Source organism: Mucilaginibacter sp. OAE612 (assembly GCF_041806395.1).
In the GTDB taxonomy this organism is placed as follows: domain Bacteria; phylum Bacteroidota; class Bacteroidia; order Sphingobacteriales; family Sphingobacteriaceae; genus Mucilaginibacter; species Mucilaginibacter rubeus.
The window spans coordinates 3,919,665-3,943,228 of the sequence record NZ_JBGMUW010000001.1; the positions used below are offsets into that span (position 1 = coordinate 3,919,665).

General features: G+C 44.2%; 21 protein-coding genes. 8 read left to right on the forward strand and 13 right to left on the reverse strand.

Going from position 1 to position 23,564, the window contains the following annotated elements; all coding sequences use genetic code 11:
* Positions 1-3: 3 nt before the first annotated feature.
* The 4 genes from ABID99_RS16235 to ABID99_RS16250 all read right to left on the reverse strand — a co-directional run bounded on the left by ABID99_RS16235 (position 4) and on the right by ABID99_RS16250 (position 3,669).
* A complete protein-coding gene (locus tag ABID99_RS16235; protein ID WP_373614362.1) occupies positions 4-1,260 on the reverse strand; it encodes an aspartate kinase in 1,257 nt (418 codons plus the stop codon).
* A complete protein-coding gene (locus ABID99_RS16240; RefSeq protein WP_373614363.1) occupies positions 1,261-2,058 on the reverse strand; it encodes a DUF3298 domain-containing protein in 798 nt (265 codons plus the stop codon). It lies immediately after the preceding gene.
* Between the two features lie 10 nt (positions 2,059-2,068).
* Complete coding sequence (locus ABID99_RS16245; protein WP_090523998.1) at positions 2,069-2,587, reverse strand: GNAT family N-acetyltransferase; 519 nt, start codon at positions 2,585-2,587, stop codon at positions 2,069-2,071.
* Positions 2,588-2,979: 392 nt separating this feature from the next.
* Positions 2,980-3,669 (reverse strand): YggS family pyridoxal phosphate-dependent enzyme, encoded by a 690-nt coding sequence (locus ABID99_RS16250; RefSeq protein ID WP_090523995.1) that lies wholly within the window; start codon positions 3,667-3,669, stop codon positions 2,980-2,982.
* Between the two features lie 43 nt (positions 3,670-3,712).
* Between ABID99_RS16250 and ABID99_RS16255 the strand changes: the two genes are divergently transcribed.
* From ABID99_RS16255 to ABID99_RS16270, 4 genes are all read left to right on the forward strand, one after another.
* Positions 3,713-4,288 (forward strand): DUF4296 domain-containing protein, encoded by a 576-nt coding sequence (locus ABID99_RS16255; RefSeq protein ID WP_090523992.1) that lies wholly within the window; start codon positions 3,713-3,715, stop codon positions 4,286-4,288.
* A 4-nt stretch (positions 4,289-4,292) separates the two neighbouring features.
* Positions 4,293-6,656, forward strand: coding sequence for an endonuclease MutS2 (locus tag ABID99_RS16260; RefSeq protein ID WP_373614364.1), 2,364 nt, complete (start codon positions 4,293-4,295; stop codon positions 6,654-6,656).
* 188 nt (positions 6,657-6,844) lie between these two features.
* Complete coding sequence (locus ABID99_RS16265) at positions 6,845-7,207, forward strand: VOC family protein (RefSeq protein ID WP_208102442.1); 363 nt, start codon at positions 6,845-6,847, stop codon at positions 7,205-7,207.
* Positions 7,208-8,054: 847 nt separating this feature from the next.
* On the forward strand, positions 8,055-9,140 hold the full coding sequence (locus ABID99_RS16270; protein ID WP_373614366.1) for an SGNH/GDSL hydrolase family protein: 1,086 nt from the start codon (positions 8,055-8,057) through the stop codon (positions 9,138-9,140).
* Between the two features lie 128 nt (positions 9,141-9,268).
* Here the strand turns inward: ABID99_RS16270 and ABID99_RS16275 are convergent, their stop codons facing one another.
* A complete protein-coding gene (locus tag ABID99_RS16275) occupies positions 9,269-9,826 on the reverse strand; it encodes a hypothetical protein (protein WP_373614368.1) in 558 nt (185 codons plus the stop codon).
* 168 nt (positions 9,827-9,994) lie between these two features.
* On the opposite strand from ABID99_RS16275, the gene ABID99_RS16280 reads away from it, so the two are divergent.
* The 3 genes from ABID99_RS16280 (at position 9,995) to ABID99_RS16290 (ending at position 12,387) form a co-directional block, all read left to right on the forward strand.
* Entirely contained in the window at positions 9,995-10,693 is a 699-nt protein-coding gene (locus ABID99_RS16280) for a CoA transferase subunit A (protein ID WP_373614369.1), read from the forward strand.
* 289 nt (positions 10,694-10,982) lie between these two features.
* Positions 10,983-11,639 (forward strand): 3-oxoacid CoA-transferase subunit B, encoded by a 657-nt coding sequence (locus ABID99_RS16285; protein ID WP_090523970.1) that lies wholly within the window; start codon positions 10,983-10,985, stop codon positions 11,637-11,639.
* Between the two features lie 409 nt (positions 11,640-12,048).
* Entirely contained in the window at positions 12,049-12,387 is a 339-nt protein-coding gene (locus ABID99_RS16290; RefSeq protein WP_090523962.1) for a superinfection immunity protein, read from the forward strand.
* On the opposite strand, the gene ABID99_RS16295 is transcribed toward ABID99_RS16290, so the two are convergent.
* Genes ABID99_RS16295 through ABID99_RS16305 form a run of 3 tightly spaced genes read right to left on the reverse strand, consistent with a single transcriptional unit; the run spans position 12,384 to position 14,808 of the window.
* The gene (locus ABID99_RS16295; protein WP_091163301.1) at positions 12,384-13,016 is read right to left on the reverse strand and encodes a uridine kinase; all 633 of its coding nucleotides are present in this window, start codon (positions 13,014-13,016) and stop codon (positions 12,384-12,386) included. The genes ABID99_RS16290 and ABID99_RS16295 overlap by 4 nt on opposite strands.
* The gene (locus tag ABID99_RS16300; RefSeq protein WP_090523953.1) at positions 13,009-14,022 is read right to left on the reverse strand and encodes a LysM peptidoglycan-binding domain-containing protein; all 1,014 of its coding nucleotides are present in this window, start codon (positions 14,020-14,022) and stop codon (positions 13,009-13,011) included. The genes ABID99_RS16295 and ABID99_RS16300 overlap by 8 nt, the downstream gene beginning before the upstream one ends.
* Before the next feature lie 21 nt (positions 14,023-14,043).
* Positions 14,044-14,808, reverse strand: a complete 765-nt coding sequence (locus tag ABID99_RS16305; protein WP_176623441.1) for a DUF4905 domain-containing protein — start codon at positions 14,806-14,808, stop codon at positions 14,044-14,046.
* A gap of 95 nt (positions 14,809-14,903) precedes the next feature.
* Between ABID99_RS16305 and ABID99_RS16310 the strand changes: the two genes are divergently transcribed.
* The gene (locus ABID99_RS16310; protein WP_090526149.1) at positions 14,904-15,383 is read left to right on the forward strand and encodes a Dps family protein; all 480 of its coding nucleotides are present in this window, start codon (positions 14,904-14,906) and stop codon (positions 15,381-15,383) included.
* Between the two features lie 385 nt (positions 15,384-15,768).
* Here the strand turns inward: ABID99_RS16310 and ABID99_RS16315 are convergent, their stop codons facing one another.
* The 5 genes from ABID99_RS16315 to ABID99_RS16335 all read right to left on the reverse strand — a co-directional run bounded on the left by ABID99_RS16315 (position 15,769) and on the right by ABID99_RS16335 (position 23,549).
* Positions 15,769-17,352, reverse strand: coding sequence for an arylsulfatase (locus tag ABID99_RS16315; RefSeq protein ID WP_373614370.1), 1,584 nt, complete (start codon positions 17,350-17,352; stop codon positions 15,769-15,771).
* Positions 17,353-17,360: 8 nt separating this feature from the next.
* Positions 17,361-18,092 (reverse strand): thioredoxin domain-containing protein, encoded by a 732-nt coding sequence (locus ABID99_RS16320; protein ID WP_090523942.1) that lies wholly within the window; start codon positions 18,090-18,092, stop codon positions 17,361-17,363.
* Positions 18,093-18,094: 2 nt separating this feature from the next.
* A complete protein-coding gene (locus ABID99_RS16325) occupies positions 18,095-19,975 on the reverse strand; it encodes an arylsulfatase (protein WP_373614371.1) in 1,881 nt (626 codons plus the stop codon).
* 93 nt (positions 19,976-20,068) lie between these two features.
* A complete protein-coding gene (locus ABID99_RS16330) occupies positions 20,069-21,904 on the reverse strand; it encodes an arylsulfatase (RefSeq protein WP_373614372.1) in 1,836 nt (611 codons plus the stop codon).
* Positions 21,905-21,992: 88 nt separating this feature from the next.
* On the reverse strand, positions 21,993-23,549 hold the full coding sequence (locus tag ABID99_RS16335; RefSeq protein WP_373614374.1) for a RagB/SusD family nutrient uptake outer membrane protein: 1,557 nt from the start codon (positions 23,547-23,549) through the stop codon (positions 21,993-21,995).
* Between the last annotated feature and the right edge of the window lie 15 nt (positions 23,550-23,564).

Consider the following 23,564-nt stretch of genomic DNA (forward strand, 5'->3'; position numbering starts at 1 on the left):
TGTTTACTTAACCACCACCTGAATCGTATTCCTGCTAATTTGTTCCAACAAAATAGTTTTGCCTTCGGTTAATTTCTTGATGGTATTAGCGCCATCATGGCGTACTGTGATGAGCGTTAACCCATCATTATACTTCACTTTAAAGTCTCGTTTTAGGCCGTTCAGCAACTTTTCAAAACGTTCTTCGTTTAAATCAAAGCAAACCGAAAAACTTAGTGCTGAGGTTTGCATCACATTTACCTTAACATTGTTTTGCGCAAACAGGCGAAATACATCGCTCAGATGATCTTCCGTTATAAATGAGTAATCCTTGCCTGATACTGACAGCAATACCTGATTTTGTTTCAGGATGATCACCGGTTTGGTAAACTGATTATGTCCATCTTCTTTAATTACCGTACCTGGTGCGGATGGATCTGTAAACGGCTTTACCAGCAGAGGTATTTTAGCATTTTGTAAGGGTTTGATAGTTTTCGGGTGGATGACACTGGCCCCGTAATAGGTCATTTCAATGGCTTCGGTATAGGAGAGCTCATCAAATTTTACCGTGTCGTTAAAGTATCTCGGATCAGCATTCAGAATGCCGGGTACATCCTTCCAGGCAGTTACCGATTCTGCTTCTAAACAGGCTGCAAATATGGATGCGGTATAATCAGAGCCCTCACGGCCAAGTGTAGTTGTAAAATTTTCAGAAGTGCCGCCTAAAAAGCCCTGGGTTATTACAATACCTTTTTCGAGCATAGCCGGGAGATCTTTATTGATGCTTTCTTTAGTTTTATCCCAGTCAACTACGCCTTCTCTGTATGTATTATCGGTATGCACATATCCGCGTACATCAAGCCATTTACTTTTGAGGCCAACCTGGTTCAGGTAGGCGTTAACAATCCGGGTTGACACCAGTTCGCCAATGGATACGATCTGATCATATACAAAATCATAGCTATCGTGTGGCTCATCCTCTATGGCCCAGTCAATCTCCACAAAGGTATTGGCAACTTCATCAAATACAGGGTGCCCCGGTTCAAATAATCCGCTCAAAATGTTGTAGTGATATTCTTTGATTTCGTTAAAGATCCCGTGCATATCATCGGTTTGCTCCATGTAGGCTTTGGTAAGCTTTTCGAGCGCATTGGTGGTTTTGCCCATGGCCGATACCACGATGAGCAATTGTTGATCAGTATATTGTTTTACAACATTAGCAAGGTTGGTAACACCCGCAGCATCTTTAACTGATGCCCCTCCGAATTTAAAAACAAGCATTTATTTAATGAATTGACTTACAACCGAACCCGGCTGTACTAATGATTTGATCTGTGCGTAAGGAATAAACAGTTCGGTAATACCGGCCGCGTATGGTTTAATGTCATACTGATTATACAAAAATTTAATCCCGAGTGGCGTAATGGAAAAATTGGTATTGAGCGCGAATTTGTTATCCTTAAAAAAGTAATTGGTGGTGAGAGATGCGGTATCACTTAATTTTTCATTCTTTCTGAAGATTTTCTCGGCAACGGCATTTAATTTATCATGATACCCTTCAACCAGAACATCATCAAGTTTGAGGTTTTTACCGGCTTTGGTATCCCAGTTTATAAAGCCGACAGATGTGCTGCCATGAGCACCGCCAGTATATGAATAACCCCGAACTTCGAGCGTTGTTAAGCTCGAATCCTGGTGGATTACCTTAACGGAATCATCCAGCGTAAAAAACATTCCCGACCGCGCGTTAGTCTTCCTGAAATCATCATATGATTTCAGGAACTTTTTGCTCATCAGCTCCAGGCTGGTGTCGGGCCTTCCATCCGTAGCAAACATCAATGTAAGCTTACGGGTTACGGTATCATTTAAAGTTTTGGCGCTGTCAAAAACTGGGTAGTTAATTTTCACTACCGTACAGGCGCTATCGGATTTAGTGCCGCAATCTGCCGCCCGCGCTTTGATGACTTTATAAGCATAACGCAGGGTATCAAATGACTTTTCGGGGATTTTATTAGGAACGCCCCACTGACACGATGATAATCCCATCGCCATAAAAAACAACAGGCCCAGATTTTTCATAGGTATAGTATTAGTAGTTTAACAACTGCTCTTTTGAAAGCGAAGCATTTAACCAGCCCGCCTCAATATTCGCGCCGTACTTATTGTAAAAGTTAATGGCCGGTTCATTCCAGTCGAGCACCTGCCAAACCATACCGCTGAAACCTCTTTCTTTAGCTTCCTGGATCAACCTGTCGAAAAGTAGTTTGCCGATCTTTTTGCCACGCATATCTTCAGTTACAATGAGATCTTCCAGGTACATGCGGGAGCCTTTCCAGGTAGAGTAGCGAACATAGTACAAGGCAAAACCAACCACAACGCCGTCAACTTCGGCCACAAAAGCTTTCCATACCGGGTTAGGGCCAAACCCGGTTTCTTCAAAATGCTGCAAGGTTACGGTAACCTCGTCCGGGGCTTTTTCATAGAGGGCAAGCTCATGCACCAGCTCCATCAGGCGCGGACAGTCGGTTTGAATAGCTTCCCTTATAATTAATGCCCCGGCCCCCTGAAGAGGGGGCTGACTTTCAATTTTATTTTCTGTATTATTCATTTTTATCTTTTCGCTTCGCAGTTGTTGGTGTTGTCACCAACAATTTTATATTTATTTTAACAGGTGTTCAACTTTTTTAGGTGTGAACACTCATAGTTACCTTCAAAACAAAACTAATTGATAATCAGATATTTAATTTACCACCCGCTGCACATTCAAGCAACAATGAACGCATAATAACTGACAATCAACCACTTAACTTTTTGCAACTTTAAAAGTTGAACACCCGTTTTTGAAAAATTGAACACTCAAATTTCATTGCAAAAAACATGTTGCTGGTAACAACACCAACAACGGCCATAGCAAGAATGACGAAGCAATCGCATACTACACAAGGCGGCTATGCCTTCGTGCGATTGCCGCGCTGCGCTCGCAATGACATGATGGGCTTATTAATTATTCTTCCAGTGCTTGATCACCCTACCTCCGAATATCGTGCTGCCCAGCCTTACCATATTACTGCCTTGCTCAATAGCCAGTTTATAATCCGACGACATACCCATCGACAGGATATCAAAACTTTCCTCTTTCCGGAAATAGCTCAATTTTATGCCTTCAAAAAAGGTATTCAGCTCGTAATATTCTTCCTTGATCTGCTTTTCGTTATCGGTGTTTGTAGCAATGCCCATCAATCCGCGGATGCGGATGTTTTTCATCGCAGCAAACTCTTCAGAGCGCAGCAATTCTATGGCTTCATCAAAGCCCAATCCGTATTTGGTTTCTTCGTCGGCTATATAAATTTGCAAAAGGCAATCAATTACCCTTCCGGCTTTTTCAGCATGTTTGTTGATCTCATGCAAAAGCTTCAGGCTATCAACAGACTGGATCATACTTACGAAAGGCGCTATATACTTTACCTTATTGGTTTGCAGGTGACCAATCAAATGCCATTCGATATCTTTAGGCAGTTGCTCATACTTCTCAACCATTTCTTGCACTATGTTTTCGCCAAAAAGGCGCTGTCCGGCATCATAGGCTTCCTGTACATCGCTGGCAGGTTTTGTTTTTGATACGGCCAATAATATTACCTTATCTGCTTCCGTTTCCTTTTTTAAGCTTCTGATGTTATCTGCAATGCTCATTTATCCGTAAATTTGCTTAATTAATCAGCCGCTAAATTACTGAATGCATAAATATATAACCTTGTTTTTTTCTGCAGCACTTTTTTTATGTGCCTGCAATGGCAAAAGTATTCCCAACGACGTCCTCAAACCCGACGCTATGGCAGCGGTGTTAACCGAAATGCACATCATCGACGGCAGCCTGTATAATACTACGCAAATACCCGATAGTTTGTATAAATACGGCGCGGGTAAATACATTGCCATGTTTCAGCGCCTGCATACCGATACCGCGCATTTTAACCGCAGCATGCGGTACTACGCCATGCAGCCCGATAAACTGCTGGCCATTTATGACCAGGTGGATATAAAAATTAAAAGTAAAACCGATTCGCTTGCCAAAGTGCAAACAGAGCAGAGCAAGGCTACGCGTAAGCTCGATTCGTTAAAAAACTTAAATATTAAAACTAAAATAGATTCGGCAAGAAAAATGCATCCTCATGAAAACACGGAAGCCCGCAAAGCCGACTCATTGAAAAATTTAAAAACTAAACTAAAAACCGACTCGGCAAGGAGATTCCATCCCCGCAAAAGCAAGAAAGCCCGCAAAGCCGACTCGTTAAAAAACTTAAAGTCATAACCTGATGCTTTACCCCCAAAACAGTGTAGATAAGCTGGGTTTTACCGAGATAAAAGAACTGATAAAAGCACATTGCCTGAGCGAAATGGGTCAACAAATGGTTGACAAGATCCAGGTGATGAGCAATTACGACCAGATCCATAAATTCCTGAGCCAGGCAAACGAGTTTAAGAATATCCTGGTTAATGATGAGGCGCTGCCTATTCAGCATTTTTTCGATATAAAGTCCCTTGCCAATAAAGCCCGTATAGAGGGCGTTTTTTTAAGCGAAGAAGAGTTTTACCAGGTTCAGGCTTCGTTAACCACGGTATTTGCCGTTATTGCTTATTTTAACGAGCGTGAAGGCCTGTACCCTAACCTTGAAGCCCTTTTTGAGCACCTGCCTATTGAAAAGGCGATCCTTAAAAAGATAGACGCCGTGATTGACCAAAAAGGCAAGATCAGGCCCAATGCATCGCGCGAACTGATGGAAATTACCACAGGCATTGCCAAAGCCGAACAGGAAGCCCGCAAAAAAATTGATATGGTTTTTAAAAATGCCACATCAAACGGTTGGGCTGCCGATGGTTCATTAACTGTACGTGATGGCAGGTTGGTGATCCCCCTGCTGGCCGAAAACAAACGCAAGCTGAAAGGCTTTGTACACGATGAGTCGGCCTCGGGCCAAACAGTTTACATTGAGCCCGAAGAGGTATTTGTACTCAACAACCGCATCCGCGACCTGGAATTTGAACGCCGCCGGGAAATAGTAAAAATTCTGACCGCTTTAACCACCGAATTAAGGCCCTATGTGCCTTTGCTGCTCTCCTATCACGGCCTGTTAACCAAGCTTGATTTTGTGCGCGCCAAAGCCCTGTTTGCCATTGATATTGAGGCCGAAATGCCGCAGGTGATAAACGAGGCCAGGGTTAAATTATACAATGCCCGTCACCCGCTATTGTTCCTGAATTTTAAGGCAGAGAAAAAAACGGTTGTCCCACTCAATATGCAGATAGACGAAGGTACCCGCATCATCGTGGTATCGGGCCCCAACGCCGGCGGTAAATCTGTTTGTATGAAAACCGTTGGTTTATTACAGATGATGGTACAGGCCGGCTTACTCATCCCCGCGGATGAAGCCAGTGTCGTAGGTGTGTTCAAGCAACTTTTTGTTGATATAGGCGATGACCAGTCGATAGAAAGTGATTTGAGTACGTATAGCGCCCACCTGTCCAAAATGAAAAATTTTGTGGAGCAGGCCAACGGCAAAACCCTGATCCTGATAGATGAGTTTGGTACCGGTACTGATCCGCAATTTGGCGGGCCAATTGCCGAAGCTGTGTTGGAATCACTCAATCAAAAAAAAGTTAAGGGAATGGTAACCACGCACTACTCCAACCTTAAAATATTTGCCAGCAATACCGAGGGCATTGAAAATGCCTCTATGCTGTTCAATAACATTGAGATGAGGCCGCTGTACCAGTTGGAGATTGGCAAGCCCGGCAGCTCATATGCTTTTGAAATTGCCCAAAAAATAGGATTACCGGCCAACGTGCTTAACCTCGCCAAAAACAAAATAAGCGAAGGGCAAAAAAAGGTGGACACCCTGCTGGTTGATCTTGAACGTGAAAAACGCTCCATTTTTGAAACCAAACAAAAACTGGACAAACAACAACGAAAGGTTAATGAGCTGCTTGCAGAAAACGAGAAACTGAAAAGCTATCTCGAAGAAAATAAACGCACACTGATTAAGGAAGCCAAGGATCAGGCCAAGAACATTATCCTGAACGCAAACAAGCTGGTTGAAAATACCATATCCGAAATAAAGAGCAGCAATGCCGATAAAGAAAAAACAAAGCAGCTGCGCGAAAATCTGAATGTTGAGCTTAAAAAGAACACCGTTAAAACTGAGGCCCCAAAACCTGCTGCTCCTGTTGATGAGGAGCTAAAACCCGGCGACTGGGTGAAACTCACCGATTCGGAAACTACAGGCCAGGTGATAGAGATCATTAAAGAAAATGTGGTGATTGCTATAGGCGATTTGCGTACGGTTGCTAAAAAGAAACGCGTGATCAAAGTTTCCAAATCATCGGTACCTAAAGAGATCAGGCGTAATTTTAGTTCGCATACCAGTGATATGGCCAGTTTTAGTCCGGAGATTGATGTGCGTGGCCAGCGCACCGAAGATGCGCTTCACGCCATTGAAAAACTGTTTGACCGCGCACTGATGATGGGCTTTAACAACCTCAAGATCATTCATGGCAAGGGCGATGGGATTTTGCGTAAAATGATCAGGCAATATCTTAAAAAATATGAGCAGGTTGACCGGATGGAAGATGAACATGCCGACCGTGGCGGAGATGGAATAACTTATGTATATTTGAAGTAAACGCAAGGTTAAAATAAATAACCAAATAACAAGGAATGTCATTATAAGGTACAAAGCAATCCCAAACTATACAAAGCGCATTTGCATATTCGCTCTGCCAATCGGGGATTGCTTCGTACCTCGCAATGACGGTTCACGATTGTTAGCATTAATTTACCTATTCAACCTTAACTTATTTCAAATAAACTATGTCTTTAAAATCTATTGCTCCTATGTTATACACCCGGCAGGTTCGGGAAAGTGTTGATTTTTACATTAATAACCTTGGTTTTACCTGTATTGGCTATGATGAGGACTGGGGCTGGGCCACGGTAAGCCGTGATGATATCGAGATCATGTTAGCTTTGCCTGTTGATAATGCATCGTTCACCGTGCCCAAATTTACCGGCTCATTTTATATCCGCACGGATAAGGTTGACCTCTTGTGGAGCGAACTGAAAGACAGGGCAGTAATTTGCTACCCCATTGAAGATTTTAATTACGGCATGCGCGAGTTCGGCGTTTTTGACTATAATGGTTACCTGCTGCAGTTTGGGATGCCGATTGAATGATAGTTTCTTAACAAATATTTAGTGGATAAGCCAATGACTTATCCGCTTCCCCGCCGTTGTTGGTGACAACACCAGAAGTGTTCGGAAGAAATAAAAAAAGCGAGGGATTGTGCGATTCCCTCCCCTGGGAGGGTGTAGGGAGGGGTTTCATTCACAGACTTATTAGCCTGAAATGACGTATAAACCCCTCCCTGCCACCACGAAATCCAGCCGCACCCCTCCCAAGGGAGGGAATTAAAAATCTTCCGAACACCTATGGTGACAACACCAACAACGGCACAGACAAACCTAAGAAGCAATAGCTTATGGCCTTAATACTCGTACTGATCGGTGCAACAATCTTGTATTTAATAAATGGAAAAAAAATTTCGAATAAGACAACCTCTCTAAAAATATGGTGGTTCATTATTTATGCGGGCATTACTTTAGTGGGATTGTTGTTATTTTTTGAAATACTCCACATTATAAAATATCATTCAGTTGGATAACCATGATCTAACAGGTATATAGTTTCCTAACAACACCAAACAACGACATAAAAGGGTATGTTTTGCTTTGGCAAGTCAATCGCATAAGCACACCCCTGCCAACACACCTTCCTTACGCGCCCCCTCTCAAGAGGAGATTTTTTTGCTGCATTAATTTTGTATAAGTTTCCCCCCGCCGTTGTTGGTGTTGTCACCAACAACATTTGCTTACCAGTTTTATTAACGGTAACGTAATTAAAAAACATAATTTAGAAGTTGTTGGTGACAACACCAACAACGGCAGGCATAGAGGAGATTTTTTTTGCTGCATTGATTTTGTATAAGTTTCCTATTTTTAGGGCGGCCAAACCCTAATAAAGATGCGCAGATTATATTTTCTTGTACTTTTCATTGCATTTACCGGTTCAATAACAAGCTGTCTTGCTCAAAATATTATTTTAAAGAGCAAAGATCAGCGCATCCGTTACACCGGGCGGATCAATCAAACTGATGAAGCTGCCGAACTGTACTGGACGGGCTCATCATTAAAAATTAGTTTTGACGGAACAGGCGCATCGGCTGTGATGCAGGATGAACGGGGCGAAAACTATTTTACCATCATTGTTGATGACAAGGTTGTAAACACCATTCACCTTGATAATACCAAGCAGGCTTATACCCTTGCCGAAAATCTGCCAGCGGGCAAGCACACCCTCGAGCTGTTTAAACGAACTGAATGGGACAAAGGCAAAACCTTTTTTTATCAGTTTACCTTAGCTAAAGACGCCACTGCCCTTCCTCCTCCGGAGACCCAAAAACGTAAGATCGAATTTTTCGGCAACTCCATTACCTGCGGCTATGCCGATGAGGACACCACCGGGCAAGACCGCGGCAGCGCCCCTTACGAAAACGGCTACCTTAGCTATGCAGCCCTTACCGCCCGTCACTTTGATGCACAGTATGTTTGCACCTCTAAAAGCGGTATCGGCATTACGGTGAGCTGGTTCCCGCTCATTATGCCCGAAATGTATAACCGCCTTGATCCAACAGACCCAACAAGCACCTGGAATTTCAAAAAATATACGCCCGATGTAGTAGTGATCAACCTGTTTCAAAATGATTCGTGGATTGTAAACCAACCCAACAATCCACAGTTTAAAGAGCGCTTTGGCAGTAAAGCCCCCGAGCCGGAGCAGATCATTAAAGCTTATAAAGAGTTTGTAAAAAATATCCGCAAGGTATATCCTAAAGCACAGATCATTTGCGCGCTGGGCAGCATGGATGCAACCAAAGCAGGATCGCCATGGCCTGGTTATATCGAAAAGGCCGTTGCTGCTTTAAACGATAAAGGCATTTACACGCACTTTATTCCTTATAAAAATACACCGGGGCATCCGAGCCTGAAAGAGCAGCAAGCTATGGCCGATGATTTGACCGCTTTTATGGAGAAGACGGTTAAGTGGTAAAATGATATCCTTATTTCTTGCGCTCGTTTGCAACGAGCGCTTACTATGGTTGGCGATTGCATCGCCAGTCGCGTTATAAACGCTAACCCAGGTTAAGCGCTCGTTACAAACGAGCGCAAGACTCTATCCTACTCTCCTACCCTCTGCTGATCAGGCAACTCATTAGGCCCGGGAATATTGGTTTGTTGCTTTTTGCTGGCATCCCCGTCATCGTCAGCAGTTCCTTCCTGGTATTGCTGCTGCGGGTTGGGCTTGCTATTACTGATTTCCGTTTGTCCGCTGTCTTCATCCGAACGGCCGTTTTGTGACACGTTGATCACATTGCCGTAGTTGGCGTTACCTGCCTGGTTAGGATCTTTAAAATTGCTGTTTTCGGGATGTTCTTCGGCAGGCTGGGTGCGGTTAAAGTATTCGTTATTATTGCCCGCCATTTGCGAGGGGTTGTCTTTATCATTACCCGCCGGGGTGATATTGTTTTGGCCAAAGTTTTGGCCTCCCATACCGTTTCCTTCCATACCCGGGTCATTTGGGCTTTTCATTTCTGAGCTGCCAAACAAATAACTTCGTTTCAGGTCTTTTTCATCCTCATTATTGTCGTCATCTACCCGGTAAGCATTGGGTTTATTTCCTTCATGTTCGGGGCGTTTAAGCTCGTCGCTCCTGAACTCGTCATCTCGTAATTCCATAGGTTTTGATATTTGATGTATTAATTATTAATACAATTAATTTCCAATTGTTTTATAAAACCTATAAAACATCATTTATAAAAACACAGTGGTGCGGTAGGAAGTTATCTACATAACAATAAGCATTAAGCTTATTTTACTTAAATTTATAGCAACCAATTATAATATATGAATAAAGTAGTTAGTGGTGCTGATGAGGCCATCCGCGATATTACCGACGGCATGACCCTTATGCTCGGCGGATTCGGATTATGCGGATTGCCCGAAAATTGTATTGCCGCCCTGGTAAAAAAAGGGGTTAAGCATCTCACCTGTATCTCCAATAATGCCGGGGTTGATGACTTTGGTATCGGCTTAATGCTGAAGCAGCGCCAGGTAAAAAAAATGATCTCATCGTACGTGGGCGAAAACGCCGAATTTGAACGCCAGTTGCTAAGCGGCGAGCTTGAAGTGGAACTGATACCACAAGGTACGCTGGCCACCCGCTGTATGGCCGCCGGTTACGGCATGCCCGCCATATTCACCCCCGCAGGTATTGGCACCGAAGTGGCCGAAGGCAAGGAAGTGCGCAACTTTAATGGTAAGGATTATTTAATGGAGATGGCTTTTAATGCCGACTTTGCCATTGTAAAGGCCTGGAAAGGTGATACTATGGGTAATCTTGTATACCGCTCAACCGCCCGCAATTTTAACCCGGTAATGGCCATGGCCGGAAAAATAACCATTGCCGAAGTAGAAGAACTGGTGCAACCCGGCGAACTTGATCCGGATCATATCCATACACCGGGTATTTATGTACACAGGATTTTCAAAGGAAGTAACTATGAAAAACGCATAGAGCATGCGACGGTAAGGAGTAAAAACTAAGCTTAAAACATCACGTCATTGTGAGTAGGTAAAATCCGAAGTCCTCTGAAGGTGAAATGACATTAGGCGTGGATGGCTTGTCATCCTGAGCTTGTCGAAGGACGCGTGCAGAGGCCCACCCCGCTATGCTTCGACAAGCTCAGCATGACACCCTTTTTTAATTATGTCATGGGTAAGTACGAAGCAATCGCGAACTATACAGGGGTACTTGCTTCGCTGCTGCGCTTGTTGGGGATTGCTTCGTTCCTCGCAATGACGGGAGCTACAAAACACATTTTCAAATTGAATTATGTTAGACAAACAAGGCATCGCAAAGCGAATTGCAAAAGAAATAAAAGACGGTTACTACGTTAACCTTGGCATTGGGATCCCTACGCTGGTAGCCAATTATATACCGGATACTATGGATGTGGTATTACAGTCCGAAAATGGTTTATTGGGTATGGGGCCTTTCCCATTTGAAGGGGAGGAAGACCCTGATACCATTAATGCAGGCAAACAAACCATTACCATGCTACCCGGCTCGGCAATATTTGATTCGGCGATGAGCTTTGGGATGATCAGGGCTAAAAAGGTAAACCTTACCATCCTGGGTGCTATGGAAGTATCCGAAAACGGCGACATTGCCAACTGGAAAATCCCCGGTAAAATGGTTAAGGGTATGGGCGGCGCTATGGACCTTGTAGCATCGGCCGAAAACATCATTGTAGCCATGCAGCACGTAAACAAAGCAGGCGAATCAAAGCTGCTGCCTCAATGTACACTGCCCCTCACCGGTGTACACTGCGTTAAAAAAATTGTGACGGAGCTGGGTGTATTTGACGTTTTGCCCGAAGGTGGCTTCAGGCTTATTGAAAGGGCTCCGGGAGTAAGTGTTGAAGAAATAAAACAGGCTACGGCAGGGAAGCTTATTATTGAAGGCGACGTGCCGGAAATAATTCTGTAGTCACGTCATTGAGTAACCATCAAGGAAACCCTGAAAAACACCGCGATGACGTATAAAATATATCTTAGCGATGGTGCGCCGGGCGCGTTAGCGATAGTAGCGGATACCGGCCTTGTGGCTAATGCCCGTGCAGTATGAGCGTATAGCGCGGGCCACAGGCAACGCCCATATCACAAAACAGGCCCCAAAAAACCAACTTGATAATCAATTATTTACGATGACGTCATCATAAGGCACGAAGACAACCGACCGTAGGGAGCTCATTAATACCTATAAAAATCAAATTACAATTATTAATAATCCCCAATAAGCAAGTCCGCTCTGTATAGCTCGCGATTGCTTCGTTCCTCGCAATGACGATTTAGTAAAACGCTATAGCATCCCTCAAAGAAACTCCTATCTTTAAAACATGAATTTCATCTTTGGCATTGCTGGAATGATGGGCATGGCAATTGGCGCACTGCTGTATTTTATACCCGCTATAATTGCCCGCGAAAAAGCCGACTTTAAATTAATCTTCCTGTTAAACCTGTTTCTGGGCTGGACTATTATCGGCTGGATTTGGGCGCTTATCTGGTCGTTTGAAAAGGAAAAAGCGCCTTTAGATTATTATAAAGCCGGCTATCCTGGTTATACAACCGAAAAAGCGCTGAAGCTGCATGAACTATACAAACAATTTGATGCCGGCGTTATTACCAAAGCCGATTACGACAAAGCACTGAAAGAGATTTTAGGCGATCTGTCTTAAAATAAACGTCCCCTCAAATCAGCCGAAATTTCTTCTGTTATCACCATAATATCCTCGGCAACGTGGGTGTTATTGGTGATCACGCGATCGCATTCATCTTTGTAGGGCAGCAGGTATTCTTTGTAGGCCGGCACCACGTGGTTGATCCATTTGTACATCACATCATCATGCGAATAGCCGCGTTCTATCAGGTCGCGTTTAAGGCGGCGCTGCAGGGCGATGTCTTCATCAGCATCAATAAACACTTTCAAATCAAGCAGCTCCGATATATCTTTAAAATGCAGGATAAACAAGCCCTCCACTATCAAAATAGGTGCAGGCTTGATCTCTATCATTTTGGGGATAGCATCGGGGTTATTGAAAGTGTATTCTTGTTTCAGGATAGCTTCCTTATTTAAAAGCTTGCTGATATCCTGCTGAAAATGTTCATGATCAATAGTTGAAGGAAGATCAAAATTATATTCTTTGTTCTCCTCCTTGGTCATGTTATGTGCTACCGGGATGTAATAATCATCCTGCGATACGAGGCTCACCTCGTCGGCAGTAAAATGTTCTAAAAAGCACTTTAAAAAAAAGGTTTTGCCTGAGCCGCTTCCGCCGGCAATTCCAATAATATAAGGTTTATTCATTCGGGCTGCCGTAGCTGATATTTACCTGGAAACGTTTATCTAAAGCACCTAAAGCATCGGCAGTGTTCTTGGTCATGATGATCAAAACATTTTTGTTTGTTTCGTTATCGGTAAAACGGCCAACAACCTTTGCAAAGGTGGTATGATTGTTCATAGGGTTGGTAATTTTAATGATGGTGCCTATTGGTGCTGTACGGTGCAGCACCAACTCCTTTTTAGGATCTAAACCGGCGTCATCCATCCAGGTAGCCACGCCTTTTTCAACTTTCTCGTATAAACCAAAACGGTTAGCTTTGCCATGGTCGCCGGTGGTGTCCTGCTGCGCAGCAACAGAAGTTGAATCGCGCTGCATTACTGGCTGTTTAACCTCTTCGGGAGGTAAACCGCTGCGCACATTAATCACCTGGTTAGGTGCTAATGAATCAGAGCTTAGTTTATTAAGTGCTTTGATATCCTCAACAGATGTATTAAAACGCTTGGCGATAGAAAACAAGGTTTCGCCCGCCGATACTTTGTATTGCTGCACATTAAGCATGCTTACTTTTTTAACGGTATCGGCAGCTGCTTGCTGTGTTTTATTTACTGTAGCTTGGGCTACAGGCGCAGGTGAGCTAACCGGAGCTTGTACCTGTGGTTTGTTTTGCTGAACAGGGGCCTGGGTAACCGGCTTTTGTTGTACAGGCGCAGAAGTAGTTGCTACCTGTTTTGCAGGCGCAGTTACGGCAGGCTGTGCAGCAGCTTCACCTGAAAAAGGTAATTCGGTAGGTACTTTAACAATGCCGCCAATTTTAAGCGGGGCGTTATTATTAAACTGTATAATAGCTTTAGGGCTGACGTTGTAGCGACGGCCTATAGAGTAGTAATTGTCTTTGGGATCAAGCTTGTGAACGATCACTTTTTTGCCGTTCAGGTTTTCAACACCAATTGAATCAACAACTGGGTTTGCAAAAAGCGATATGGAGAGTGTGAGTAAGGGAGCGACCAATAATAAAATCTTAAATTTCATAATAAATTATAATACAGTAATTTACAAGTTCAACACTATTAAGCCCGATCTGTTTTTTAAATAGATGAGCTGATTATTATGTAGTACAAACGCCTCGGGCTGCATTTTTTGTATAGCGTTATGTAACAAATCGTGATACAAAAGGGTACCCTCCTCGTTAAATACAAACAAGTGCTGTTCAAGATGCTCCTGCAAAAGCGTGTGCAAAGATACAATTCTGAATCTATTGTAGCTGATATAATGAACCGCATTTGCATATACGCTGAGCGGTAAATATAAACTATTTACTTCCGCTGAGGGCAACAGTTCAGGGCTAATGATCTGATTATTCAGCGGTTGATCAGGAACCGGCTCGTATCCTCTTAGTGTATTGCCGGTTTTAACATCAAGTAAAAATAATTTCTTTGGTTGTAGCTGGGCATTGTAAACTACAGGGCCATTTACCGACAGATGATCAAAAGCTAAAGTAAAATTACTCCATAATGCCTTGCCCGTTGTAGCTTCAATAGCTGTCAAGCCCTTATGTACCGGCCCTGTGGCCGATTGGTAATTATGGAGTAGTAATACGCCACCATAAGCAGCTTCAATACCAGTAAGCCAGCGCTCGGGGGTAGTTAAACCTTCAAAATAAACCTCACCGGTTTGCAGGTTCAGGGCCGAAAAACTAACCTGCTTATCGGCATGGTCCCTGATCTCCAGAAACAGCGTTTGGCTGCTTTCGTCAATTTCCATACGCCAAACCGGGGCTTGGTAATTTTTGATGATGAAGGGTAAAAGCGAAGTCATAAAGTTGCAAATATGCTCATTAAAATTAAAACTGTTTACCTTTACCAAACATTGCCCGCAAAGGCATGTTACACTTAAAAACATCAAATTTATTTATGAATGCTAAAGAAATAAGCCTCGAAGAAGTTAAAGTAAAACCCGTAGTTGACCACCTGAACGACCTGCTGGCTAATTACCATATCCATTACCAAAAACTGCGCGGCTGCCACTGGAACGTTAAAGGCACAAGTTTTTTTACCCTGCACCTGAAATTTGAAGAGCTGTACACTGCCGCGCTGGTTACTATTGATGAGCTTGCCGAAAGGATCCTGAGCCTTGGCAAACCTCCTATCAGTACTTTTAAAGATTATATTGAAACATCAAGCATCAAAGAGATCCAGACCATCGGCCTAAAGGATACCCTGATGGTGAAAGCTATTATTGAGGACCTGGCTGCGCTGATAAAAATGGAACGCGAGATATTGACCATCACCGCCGATGCTGGAGACGATGGCACTAACGACATGATCAACCGCTTCATGCAATTCAACGAAAAAAACACCTGGATGCTGCGTTCATTCGTGAACGAGGACTAACCCGCACATAATCTTACTGTAAAAAAGCCACATCACGGACAATCCGGATGTGGCTTTTTTTAAAACGAGGTTTACACCGGTTTGCATATTTCGTATATTTGCACTAAACAAAATGCCATCACTTTAAGTGGCAGATGTTCTGTTTATTTTCCTATGGTGTAATGGTAGCACGTCAGATTCTGGCTCTGAAGATTGAGGTTCGAGCCCTTGTAGGAAAACTTGTTTTGGAAAGCTCTTAGCGTATCGCTAAGGGCTTTTTTTGCATTTTGTAGCCTTTATTAAAGACATTATAAAGAAAACATGCCTATATCATTTGAAAATTATGTAAAACAAAAAACTTATATCTATTAACGTGAGATAGGCACGATTTAATCTGACAGTTGAGTTACAAATTCTTTATTGTTTCCCAGTCAACCACGCCAACTTTATTTGCCCAGGCCAGGTATTCCTTTTCCAGTTTAATAACCTTTGCGCGATATTTCGTAGCCAGGTCCTTCGTTTCAGATCGGTCTGCTTCCAGATCATATAACTCCCAGGGTTGCTTCGGTTCGGCTACGAGCTTCCATTGGCCTTTTCTTATGGCCCTGCTACCTTCATGCTCCCAAAATAAAGTTTCATTACCTGACGCAGCTTTGCCTTTAAAAACATTAAGCAAACTGGTACCGGCCAATGTTGTAAGGCGCCTGTTTTTAAACAGAGCCGGATAAGTTACCCCGGCCAGTTCCAAACAGGTAGGCATCAGATCGATCAAGTGGCCAGTGCTGCTATTGGTAGTCCCGGCTTTGATATGTCCCGGATACCAGGCAATCAACGGAGTGGCTATACCACCTTCATGTGTGTTGCGTTTAAACAACTTAAATGGTGTATTGCTCAGATTTGCCCAGGGTATCTCATAACTGTCGATCGAATTTACGGAGCCGGGGGGGCCGTTCTTTTGTATTACTGTTGCCAGGCTTTTAACCTCATCGGCGCTGCCTCCATTGTCTGATGCAAAAAGGACAATGGTATTTTTGTCTTTTCCCAGTTGCTTCAATTTGGTCATAATCTCACCTATGCAGGCATCCATGCGGTAAACCATGGCGGCATAAATAGCCATCCGGGTATCCCATTTATCTTTTTCATCGGGAGATAATGAATCCCATGCAGGGGCACGTTTATCTCGGGTTGATAGCTGCCATTGTTTTTTAATGATACCTGTAGCTAATTGTTTCACATACCGCTGTTTCCGCAAAACATCCCAGCCCTTAAGGTATTGGCCTTTAAACTTTGCAATATCCTGTGGCAGTGCCTGAATAGGCCAGTGCGGGGCATTGTAAGCTACATACATAAAGAATGGTTTCTGCTGATCTTTGATCTCATACAATGATCTGATCGCGAAATCGGTAATAGCTTGCGTAAGATATTTTGAAGTATCGCTGCGGGTGATCTCTTTATCATTCAGCATAAAAGTGATCTTGCTGCCATCATTATAAAGCGGTGCCGAGTTGAAATAACTACTCCCGTTGTTCAGCATGGTGAATGATTGATCAAACCCGCGGTTATAGGCCAGTGCAGATTGCTGCAACCCAACATGCCATTTACCCGATACGATGGTGTTATAACCCGCCTCATCTTTCAGCAATTCGGCGATGGTGGCGCTATGCTCATTCAGGTATCCCTGGTATGCCGGAGAACCTTTGTATTTTACCATATCACCCACACCTGCCTGGTGCGGATACAAACCGGTAAGCAATGCCGCACGTGACGGACAGCACCTGCCCGCGTTATAAAACTGGGTCATTTTTAAACCTTCCCGGGCAAGTCTGTCAATATTAGGCGTGTTGATCTCTGAGCCAAAGCAGCCTATATCAGAAAAGCCCATATCGTCGGCCAAAATAATGACGATATTGGGCTTTTGCTTAGGGGCCTGCCCAAATACAGGCCCCGTGCAAAATATAACTACCAGTAGGTAGCCAATGTATTTGATCATGTTACAGCTTATTTATTATTGGCGGCCAATCCGTTTTTGGCCAGTTCGGTTGTTGCGATAACCTGGGCAGTTGATGAAAAGCCCTGTTTTTTCCAAACTTCCTTGCCACTTTTATACAGTACCAGCGTTGGCAATACATTTACCTTTAGCTCTTTGGCCAGATTAGTGTTGTCGTAAACTTCGATACTGATAACTTTAGGCGTAAAAGCCGAATTTGCTTTGAGTGAATCCAATACAGGTACCAGCTTTTTGCAGGCCCCGCAATACTTCGACCCAAAATCAACCAACACTAATTGTGATGAAGCCGCCAGCTCATCAAATTGGGCCTTTGATAATGAAACGCCTTTTTGGGTTGTAGAAATGATAGGATAACCCGAACCTATCCAATTGGCTAAACCACCGGGCAATTCCTCTACATCCTTAAATCCTTTAGCCCTCAGCTCGCGCGAAAGTACTGTACTGCGACCATTAGCTATCGAGTATACAAACGTTGGTTTTCCTTTATCCAAACCATCCAGTTTTTGCTGATAGTCTGCCCCTTTTGCGTCAACATTTACTGCACCTTTGATATGATTTTGCGCAAACTCTTCTGCCGAACGGGCATCTAAGATCTGCGGTTCTTTTGCCTGTTTTAGTTTGGCCGTAAATGCTTCAAGCGATAATAAAGCAGGTGATTGGGCTTTTATTTCGCCGGTAAAAATTACCAGCAGGGCCAATAAAGCGATTTTCAGGTTTTTCATGATTAATTATTGTTTTCGAGTTTATGGATCCGTTTGTTGTTGATGTCATCGCGATCAATAAATGGATAGATGTGGTTCTTTTTGGCTTCCGCGTCAAACATATCTTTCAGTTCCTTTAATTTTTCAGGATATTTTTTGGCGAGGTCAACACGCTCGTTAAAATCCTCGTTCAGGTTATAAAGCTTCCAAACATCCTTATCGTAATTACGCTCCGGGATGGTTTTCTCTTTCGGGAAGTTCAGCAGATCCACATTATCCGGGCGGTGTGCAGCCTCGGCCTTCCAGCCATCTTTGTAGATAGAGCGGGAAGTAAAAATGTAATAGTACTGCTGCGTATGCAATGTTTTTGCCTGTGCGTTGTTAAACGAGCTAAAAAATGACTTGCCCTGCAACGTATCCTGCTTAATGCCCTTAACGTACTCCGGCAGTTTTAAACCGGCAGCTTCAATAGTGGTCGGGAATACATCAGATACATGGCTGTATTGTGTACGGATGCCGCCTTTTTCGGTAATGAGTTTCGGGTAATAAACTATCAGCGGGTTATGGGTACCACCCTCAGCGTCAGCATCCGATTTCCAGTATTTGAAAGGCGTATTGGCAGCCTGTGCCCAGCCTAAAGGATAATTAGTGGAAGCTTCCGGCGTACCAATGGTTTCGTAATCGCTTTCATTCTTTTTGATATAATCGGCCTCAGGTGTGGTTGCAGCCGAGTTTTTAGGATTGATAACGCCGTGTACAGTTCCTTCTTTACTTGCACCGTTATCCCCTATCATCACAAAAACCAAGGTATTATCAAACTGCGCGGAAGCTTTCAGATAGTTAATCACGCGGCCAACCTGGTGATCGATGTAAGTCAGATATCCTGCATAAACCTCCATAAACCGGGCATACAATTTTTTCTGATCGGCAGGCAGGCTGTTCCAGGCCTGGATCCGTTCGTTGCGCTCGGGCAGTTTTGCATAAGCAGGAATGTAGCCGGCTTTCTTTTGATTGTCAAAAACCTTTTGGCGATAGACATCCCATCCCTCATCAAACTTACCTTTATACAGGTCGCTCCATTCATGGCTCACCTGGTGTGGCGCATGGGTAGCTCCCGGTGCATAATATAAAAAGAAAGGCTGATCAGGTGCAGCTTTATGAGCGGCATCGATATAGGCGATAGCCTTATCAGTGATCTGCTCGTTCAGGTTACGGCCATCAGGTTTGATGTGGAAATTATCCTCCACCAAATGCGGCGGGTTATACTGATCAGTAGCCGATTCAAGGAAACCAAAGTGATGATCAAAGCCTTTACCGGTAGGCCAGCGGTCAAACGGACCGACGGCGGTGGTATCCTCATCAGGAGTTACGCCCCATTTACCTACAGCAAAGGTGCTGTAGCCGTTAGCACGAAGCGCCTCGGCAATGGTGCCTTTATCAGGCGGGATGCGGCCGTCATACCCCGGGAAACCGGCAGCAGTTGAAGCGTGGGCAAAGTTACCCATGTGTACATAATGATGGTTACGCCCGGTAAGCAGCGACGACCGTGTTGGTGCGCAAATGCCTGCCGTATGGAAGTTAACATAGCGTAAGCCGTTGTTGGCCAGCGTATCAAAATTGGGCGTACTGATGAGCCCGCCAAAGGTTCCTGACGCGCCGAAGCCTACGTCATCAAGCAAAATCCAAACGATGTTTGGCGCACCTTTTGGTGCTTTGAGTGGTTTATTCCACCACTCTTTTGATTCGGCAAGCGTTTTGCCTTCCACGCCCTTGTAATTAGCGGGATCAATTGGCGCTATGTTGGCCGGTATTACCTTTACATGCGGCAGTTGCGCAAAAACAGGTGCGCTGAAGGCAACGGCCATTGCCGACATGGCGACAATACGTTGATAAACGGATTTCATAATTGTAAATGGTTATATAAGTTTTTTAATTAATCCAATCAAGCTATTAGCTTTGGGCTTTCTGCCTTCCGTTTTTAGCTTTCATGTTATTAGTTACTTTTTATAGTTTTTGTGGATACGCTGGTGGTAAACATCATACCAGTCGATAAATGGATACAGGTTATTTTTTTTAGCCTGTGCTTCAAATACAGCCTTCAACTCTTTCAGTTTTTCGGGATATTTTTTGGCGAGATCAATCCGCTCGTTGAAATCCTCGTTCAGGTTATATAGCTCCCAGGTATCCTCATCAAAGCTCTTATCGGGCACATTTTGTCCAACTTTAAAGTCACCCAGTTCTACGTTATCCGGGTGGTGTGCAGCTTCGGCCTTCCAGCCATCGCTATAAATCGACCTCGAACCAAAAATGTAATAGTGCTGCAAAACATGTTTTGATTTTGCTTCGGGATGATCAAATGAATACACCAAAGAAGTGCCCTGCAAAGTATCCTGTTTAATGCCGCGGATATACTCGGGCAGTTTAATACCGGTATACTCCAATGTAGTAGGCAATACGTCAATCACATGCCCGTATTGGGTGCGGATAGTGCCTTTGTCTTTAATGCCTTTTGGATAGTAAACTATCAGTGGGTTACGGGTACCACCTTCGGAGTTGGCATCCTGTTTCCAGTATTTAAATGGTGTATTGGCCGCCTGTGCCCAGCCTAACGGGTAGTTAGTGCTGGCCTGTGGTGTACCGATATCGTCAATGTCTTCAATATTGGTTTTTAGGTACGCGTCTTCTGCAACAAGTTTAGCCGAGTTCTTTTTAGGGTTGATAACACCATGAACCGTCCCCTCTTTACTGGCTCCATTATCGCCAATGATCACAAATACCAGCGTATTATCCAGCTGACCGCTTTGTTTCAGGTGATTGATGAGCCTGCCGACCTCATGATCGGTATAGGTCAAATATCCGGCATAAACTTCCATGAAACGGGCGTACAGTTTTTTCTCGGCATCGGGTAATGATTTCCAGGCCGGGATGCGAGAGTTACGCTCGGGTAGTTTGGCGTATGCCGGGATAATACCCAATTGCTTTTGCCTTGCGATAACTTTCTCCCTAAAATCGTCCCAGCCGCTGTCAAACTGGCCTTTGTACAGATCGCTCCATTCCTTTGCTACCTGGTGGGGCGAATGCGTGGCACCCGGCGCATAATATAAAAAGAAGGGTTTATCAGACGCAACCTTATGCTGGCGTGTTAAATAGAAGATAGCCTTATCCGTGATTTGATCGGTAAGGTGACGGCCATCGGGTGTTACGTGGGCATTGTCCTCAACCAAATCGGGTTTATACTGATCTGTAGCTGACCCTAAAAATCCGAAGAAATGATCAAAGCCTTTACCTGTAGGCCAGCGGTCAAACGGGCCTGCGTCGGTAGCGTCCTCATCGGGTGTTAAACCATATTTGCCAACCGCGAATGTGTTATAACCATTCTCGCGCAAGATCTCTGCTATGGTCCCTTTATCTGATGGGATCCGCCCATCATAACCCGGAAAACCGGCCGACAAAGTTACATGCGAAAAACCACCCTCGTGAACATAATGATGGTTACGTCCGGTTAACAAAGCTGATCGCGTTGGCGCGCAGATCCCCGCAGTGTGAAAATTGGTATACCGTAAGCCATTATTGGCCAACGTATCAAAATTGGGGGTTTTGATGATGCCGCCAAAGGTGCTTGTAGCACCAAAGCCCACGTCGTCCAAAATGATCCATAATACGTTTGGCGCGCCGGTGGGCGCTTTATGAGGCTCAGGCCACCACTCCTTCGAATCATCAAGCGTTTTGCCCACCGTGCCGCCAAATACCGGCGTTTGTCCGTTTTGTGCTTTGGCTGTAAATGCTGCAAGCAAGCCAAGCGACAGGAGCAATGTTATTTTCTTTGTTTTCATTGGTAATAGTTTATTCGGCATAGCCGGACCGAAACTTCACGCCCCAGCGACCATTTTCTTTGGTTAATATGTATAATGCTAATTGAGATTACTGCCAGCCGGGATTTTGCGTAAGCTTACCATTGCTATTGTCAATTTCCTGCTGCGGTATCGGGAACAGGTAAAATTTGCCAGCCGCGCCTTTGCTTACATTGGTTTTGCCAACTTTCAGCAGACTTGCCTCAAGAATGCCTTTACCCGATGCATCCCGCTCGCGGATCAGATCAAACCAACGCTGGTATTCAAATACAAATTCCAGTCTGCGCTCTAAATAAACCGCGTTACGAAATGAAGCCTGGTCAAGCCCGGCAAGATCGTCCAGCCCGGCACGTTTTCTCACCCTGTTGATAGAAGCATATGCTTTGGCAGTTGGCCCGTTTAATTCATTTTCTGCTTCGGCATGGATCAGCAACACATCCGAAAAGCGGATGATAGGCACATTGGCGCCCGACTCGGCTTCGTTAGATGCCACGCCCGGATCATAATATTTATTAAAGAAAGGGATAGAGTCGTTGGGAATAGTAGCGTCATTCAGCTTACCATACCACAGATTAGTTGCAGGACTTTGAAAGCGCGTTACAAAACTCACCCGCTTACGCTTATCATTGGCCGGATACGACTTATAAATGCTGAAAAACTTATCTACGCCGCCGGGTTTGGTAGCATCAGGTACCGGGTAAAACACCACCTGATCGGCATAGCTGCCCACTATACCCGGGATACCGTTCAATATTGATCGCGGAGCCTGGTTGTTGCCCTGTCCCTGTGAGTTTGATTTAAACTGCGCCGAAAAAATATGCTCCTTTCCGTTTTTAGTTGCAGGCAAAAACACATCGGCATAGTTGGCAAACAGGTCATAGCCGTATGGGCCATTAATTACAGCTTCGGCCTGCGCCACAGCCTTATCCCATTTACGTTCGGTAAGGTAAACCTTAGCAAGTAATGAATTAGCTGCGCCTGCTGTAGCCCTGCCTACATCCGGACCGGTATAGTTATTTGGCAAATCGGCAGCTGCATTGGTTAAATCGGTTTCTATTTGTGCATAAACGGTAGCCGCGGCTGTTCTCGGAATTTGCAGATCAGATAGATTAATTGATGTTTGATCGTGCAATACCAGAGGCACATCGCCATACAAACGCACTAAATTAAAATAATACAATGCCCTCAAAAACTTCGACTCGGCAACAAGCCTTTTATTTAGCGTAGCATCAAATTTGATATCAGGAATGGTATCAATGGCGATATTAGCTTTTTTAATAGCCGCGTAATGCTGCTGCCAGATCTGCAGGATTCGCAATCCTGATGCAGAATGGCCCAATACCGACTGTGAACGAACATCTGCGTTGGTAGCACCTGGGCCCGGGCCTTCATCATCGCCCATAAAATTCATACCTGTGTTAAAAAGGGTATTGTATGGTGTTTGCACCGCGTTTGCACCAGCATTAAGCAGAGAGTAAGCCGCAGTGACTGCCGCTACGGCATCGGCCTGGGTTTTATAAAACTGGCTTGCGGGAATGAACGACCGAGGGTCTTCCTTAAGTTTGGCGCATGAAACAGCGGCAAAAGCAACCAGTATAATAAGGTATTTAATATTTTTCGTCTTCATATCTTAAAAAATCAA

Coding starts and splice junctions, on each gene's coding strand:
- ABID99_RS16325 (WP_373614371.1), bottom strand. CDS start 19,975: ATGAAATCCGTTTATCAACGTATTGTCGCCATGTCGGCAATGGCCGTT.
- ABID99_RS16300 (WP_090523953.1), bottom strand. CDS start 14,022: ATGAAATTTAAGATTTTATTATTGGTCGCTCCCTTACTCACACTCTCC.
- ABID99_RS16310 (WP_090526149.1), top strand. CDS start 14,904: ATGAATGCTAAAGAAATAAGCCTCGAAGAAGTTAAAGTAAAACCCGTA.
- ABID99_RS16315 (WP_373614370.1), bottom strand. CDS start 17,352: ATGATCAAATACATTGGCTACCTACTGGTAGTTATATTTTGCACGGGG.
- ABID99_RS16250 (WP_090523995.1), bottom strand. CDS start 3,669: ATGAGCATTGCAGATAACATCAGAAGCTTAAAAAAGGAAACGGAAGCA.
- ABID99_RS16335 (WP_373614374.1), bottom strand. CDS start 23,549: ATGAAGACGAAAAATATTAAATACCTTATTATACTGGTTGCTTTTGCC.
- ABID99_RS16245 (WP_090523998.1), bottom strand. CDS start 2,587: ATGAATAATACAGAAAATAAAATTGAAAGTCAGCCCCCTCTTCAGGGG.
- ABID99_RS16290 (WP_090523962.1), top strand. CDS start 12,049: ATGAATTTCATCTTTGGCATTGCTGGAATGATGGGCATGGCAATTGGC.
- ABID99_RS16270 (WP_373614366.1), top strand. CDS start 8,055: ATGCGCAGATTATATTTTCTTGTACTTTTCATTGCATTTACCGGTTCA.
- ABID99_RS16305 (WP_176623441.1), bottom strand. CDS start 14,808: ATGACTTCGCTTTTACCCTTCATCATCAAAAATTACCAAGCCCCGGTT.
- ABID99_RS16235 (WP_373614362.1), bottom strand. CDS start 1,260: ATGCTTGTTTTTAAATTCGGAGGGGCATCAGTTAAAGATGCTGCGGGT.
- ABID99_RS16320 (WP_090523942.1), bottom strand. CDS start 18,092: ATGAAAAACCTGAAAATCGCTTTATTGGCCCTGCTGGTAATTTTTACC.
- ABID99_RS16285 (WP_090523970.1), top strand. CDS start 10,983: ATGTTAGACAAACAAGGCATCGCAAAGCGAATTGCAAAAGAAATAAAA.
- ABID99_RS16260 (WP_373614364.1), top strand. CDS start 4,293: ATGCTTTACCCCCAAAACAGTGTAGATAAGCTGGGTTTTACCGAGATA.
- ABID99_RS16295 (WP_091163301.1), bottom strand. CDS start 13,016: ATGAATAAACCTTATATTATTGGAATTGCCGGCGGAAGCGGCTCAGGC.
- ABID99_RS16275 (WP_373614368.1), bottom strand. CDS start 9,826: ATGGAATTACGAGATGACGAGTTCAGGAGCGACGAGCTTAAACGCCCC.
- ABID99_RS16330 (WP_373614372.1), bottom strand. CDS start 21,904: ATGAAAACAAAGAAAATAACATTGCTCCTGTCGCTTGGCTTGCTTGCA.
- ABID99_RS16240 (WP_373614363.1), bottom strand. CDS start 2,058: ATGAAAAATCTGGGCCTGTTGTTTTTTATGGCGATGGGATTATCATCG.
- ABID99_RS16265 (WP_208102442.1), top strand. CDS start 6,845: ATGTCTTTAAAATCTATTGCTCCTATGTTATACACCCGGCAGGTTCGG.
- ABID99_RS16280 (WP_373614369.1), top strand. CDS start 9,995: ATGAATAAAGTAGTTAGTGGTGCTGATGAGGCCATCCGCGATATTACC.
- ABID99_RS16255 (WP_090523992.1), top strand. CDS start 3,713: ATGCATAAATATATAACCTTGTTTTTTTCTGCAGCACTTTTTTTATGT.